Raw genomic sequence first — 2,788 nt, 5'->3', positions numbered from 1 at the left:
GTGTCTGTTTGCCGAATGGAGCCCTTGACCGGTGGTGTGAGTATCACCCGGCGCACCAGCGCGGCGGAAAAGGGCTCCGAGCGGTTGAACGGATAGAGCAGCACCAGCAGGCGCGCCAGCGGGCAGTAGTTGAACAGCACCATGGCGGTGGTGCCGAGAAGCTGCAGCCACAGAATCCATTGCAGCGGCGGCCACAGCCCGGCGATGAGCATGAGTGTGTAGTGCCAGCGCACCTGTGCGGGAAAGGCCCACGGGTCGCGCGTCTGCCACAGGCAACGGGCGGTTTCGATCAGGTTGAGGGCGATGGCCAGCCACAGGGCATGGGGCTCGCCGCCGACAAGCGCCCAGGCCAGCAGCAGGTCGGTTAGCGCCCAGTGGCGCCAGTCATGGTCACGCCATCGCAGCTGCAGCATGGTTCCTGTCTCCCTCTTGCATCAGATAGTCCAGCGCCCGCAGCAGATCGGCCTCATAGTCGGGCAGGGGCCGGGGCAGCACGCCGTCGATGCGCGCCTGAATCAGCCGCAGGGTGGGGCCGAACACCTGTGCGCTCAGCACCAGCGGGTCCAGATCAGGCAGCAGGCTCGCCCGTTGCGCCTCGGTGACCAGATCGCGCATCAGTTCGAACGGGCGCAGGGCGCAGATGGGCGGGTGCTCCGGCAGGAATTCCCGATGGCGGGCGTAGAGGATGAAGGTGACCATCTGCGGGTCCGCCTCCGCCTGTTGCAGCATGAGGCGAATGAGCGCGCGGATGCGCGTCAGCGGGTCGCTGTCGCCGGTCAGCAGGGTGGCGAACTGGTTTTCGATGCCGCGCATCAGACTGTCCAGCAGTGTTTCGGCCAGATGCTGCTTGTCGCCGAAACGGTGGTAGATGGCGCCGGTGCTGACCCCGGAGGCGCGCACGATGTCCGCCACGCTGGTGTTGAAGTAGCCCTTTTCCACGAACAGCCGCAGCGCGGCGCTCAGCACCCGCCGACCGGTGGCGTCCTGATCGGCGAAGGGCGTCAGGCTCATGGCGCAGCTTCCAGCTTTTGCAGGGCGTCGGTAAGCTGGCGCTGGAATTTTTCCGGCGTGGTGATGCCCACCAGCTTCGGGCTGATCAGTTCCGCCCGGCCGTTGAGGATGACCGTGGTGGGGAACAGGCCCAGGTCATATTTCCTGTACAGGTCCCGTTTCTGCAGGTAGGCGTCCATGGGGTCGAAGTAGAACCATTCCCCCTTGTCGGTCATGTTGATCTCGTAGAACTGCTGCGGTGGCAGATCGCCGGTGGCGATCATGGGCTTGATGACCCGCTCGCGCATCATCTCGCAGAAGTGGCAGCCGTCTACGGTGAACAGCACCACATACCAGCGGGGCGTTTCAGCGTGGGTGGCGTCGGCAACGGCCAGCAGCAGGGTGAGCAGAAGTGCGCGCATGCGTCAATCTCCATTGGAACGAACGTTCATTCTAATGCCCGCGCCGCCGCTGGCGCAAAAACATTACAATGACAGGGACTTCAACTGGCGCCCTGCGCCCTGTCAAGGAGTGATCATGTTCCGCTGGATTTTTCTCGCTCTGCTGCTGGTGCCGGCTGTGGAGCTGTTCTTTCTCATTCAGGTGGGCAGTGTGATCGGTGCGCTGCCCACCATCGCGCTGGTGCTTCTCACCGCGCTGGTGGGCGCCTGGCTGATGCGTCAGCAGGGGTTGATGACGCTTCAGCGGCTGCAGGTGCAGCTGGCGCAGGGCATGGTGCCGGAGCAGGCCATGCTGGAAGGGGCGCTCATCCTGCTGGGCGGCATGCTGCTGCTGATTCCCGGCTTCATCACCGACGCGCTGGGGCTGGCGCTGCTGCTGCCGGGCGTGCGCCACCGGCTGGCGGCGCGCTGGCTGCGCACTGCGCGTGCCCGGGGTGCCGCCAATGACGCGGTGATCGTGGAGGGCGAGGTGGTCTGGCGCCGGGACACCGAGGGGCTGCCGCCGGAGGCGAGCCGCCATGAGTGACATGCGCGTCATCTGGATCGTGGACGGCAGCTATCTGATGAAGGCGGCGCCCGGCCGTTTCGACTACCTCAGGCTGCGCCGCTTTCTCGAGGAGGAGAGCGGCGCCCCTTTCTATGACGCCTACTATCTCAACTCCACGCCCAACCCGCCTTCCGAGGCGCAGGATCATTTTCACAGCTGGCTGAAGAAGGCGCCGCCCTACGGGCCGCAGATGCGGGTGAAACTCTACGCGCTCAAATCCATGCAGGTGACCTGCCCCAGTTGTGGCCATACCTTCGACCGCACGGTGCAGAAGGGAGTGGATGTGGGCATCGCCACGCTCATCGTGCGGCTGGCGGCGCAGGACCAGTATGACCGGCTGGTGCTCTCCACCGGTGACGGCGACTTCGAGGACGCCATCGCCTTCGCCCGCGAGGTGCAGCACAAGGAAGTATGGCTGGCCGGCTTTTCCGACAGCGTCTCGCCCGACCTGCAGGCCTATGCCAACCGGGTCATCTGGCTCGACCGGCACATGGCCCGCTTCGCCAAGGAGTGAGGACGGGGTCTCCCCCGTTTTTGCGGGCTCGTTCTCCGGCGGCGTCTTTGCGCCGCTTTTTTTTCTGTCCACCCGGCCTGAAAATGTTCCGAAGCGGGGTGTCCGCGCGGTTTTCGGTGCTTTTCGTGCCGGGAGGACGGGGTCTCCCCCATTTTTGCAGGACGGCGTTTTGCCCGCGCCGGCGCGCGCTGGAAATTCAGGCGGAAAGCGGCCTGACCGGCCGTAAAAGTGGCCGTGCCGGCTGTCACTCCACCTGGTAGAGCTTCTGCACCAGCC

5 protein-coding genes are annotated in these 2,788 nt (G+C 65.2%); 2 read left to right on the top strand and 3 right to left on the bottom strand.

Annotated elements, in window-relative coordinates:
- The 3 genes from F8K16_RS08275 to F8K16_RS08265 all read right to left on the bottom strand — a co-directional run.
- Window positions 1–413 (bottom strand): hypothetical protein (locus tag F8K16_RS08275; RefSeq protein ID WP_294949298.1); only part of this gene is annotated, 413 nt, incomplete at its 3' end.
- Complete coding sequence (locus F8K16_RS08270; RefSeq protein WP_294949293.1) at window positions 391–1,011, bottom strand: TetR/AcrR family transcriptional regulator; 621 nt, start codon at window positions 1,009–1,011, stop codon at window positions 391–393. The genes F8K16_RS08275 and F8K16_RS08270, both read right to left, overlap by 23 nt.
- Window positions 1,008–1,412, bottom strand: a complete 405-nt coding sequence (locus F8K16_RS08265) for a thioredoxin fold domain-containing protein (RefSeq protein ID WP_294949289.1) — start codon at window positions 1,410–1,412, stop codon at window positions 1,008–1,010. The genes F8K16_RS08270 and F8K16_RS08265 overlap by 4 nt, the downstream gene beginning before the upstream one ends.
- Window positions 1,413–1,527: 115 nt before the next feature.
- Between F8K16_RS08265 and F8K16_RS08260 the strand changes: the two genes are divergently transcribed.
- Together F8K16_RS08260 and F8K16_RS08255 are read left to right on the top strand one after the other, a co-directional pair.
- Complete coding sequence (locus F8K16_RS08260; RefSeq protein ID WP_294949286.1) at window positions 1,528–1,977, top strand: FxsA family protein; 450 nt, start codon at window positions 1,528–1,530, stop codon at window positions 1,975–1,977.
- The gene (locus F8K16_RS08255; protein ID WP_294949283.1) at window positions 1,970–2,512 is read left to right on the top strand and encodes an NYN domain-containing protein; all 543 of its coding nucleotides are present in this window, start codon (window positions 1,970–1,972) and stop codon (window positions 2,510–2,512) included. The genes F8K16_RS08260 and F8K16_RS08255 overlap by 8 nt, the downstream gene beginning before the upstream one ends.
- The last annotated feature ends 276 nt before the right edge of the window (window positions 2,513–2,788 follow it).

It is taken from the genome of Sulfurivirga sp., assembly GCF_015490265.1.
Lineage (GTDB): Bacteria > Pseudomonadota > Gammaproteobacteria > Thiomicrospirales > Thiomicrospiraceae > Sulfurivirga.
This window is presented reverse-complemented; position numbering and strand designations above follow the sequence as displayed.

Coding starts and splice junctions, on each gene's coding strand:
- F8K16_RS08255 (WP_294949283.1), top strand. CDS start 1,970: ATGAGTGACATGCGCGTCATCTGGATCGTGGACGGCAGCTATCTGATG.
- F8K16_RS08260 (WP_294949286.1), top strand. CDS start 1,528: ATGTTCCGCTGGATTTTTCTCGCTCTGCTGCTGGTGCCGGCTGTGGAG.
- F8K16_RS08270 (WP_294949293.1), bottom strand. CDS start 1,011: ATGAGCCTGACGCCCTTCGCCGATCAGGACGCCACCGGTCGGCGGGTG.
- F8K16_RS08265 (WP_294949289.1), bottom strand. CDS start 1,412: ATGCGCGCACTTCTGCTCACCCTGCTGCTGGCCGTTGCCGACGCCACC.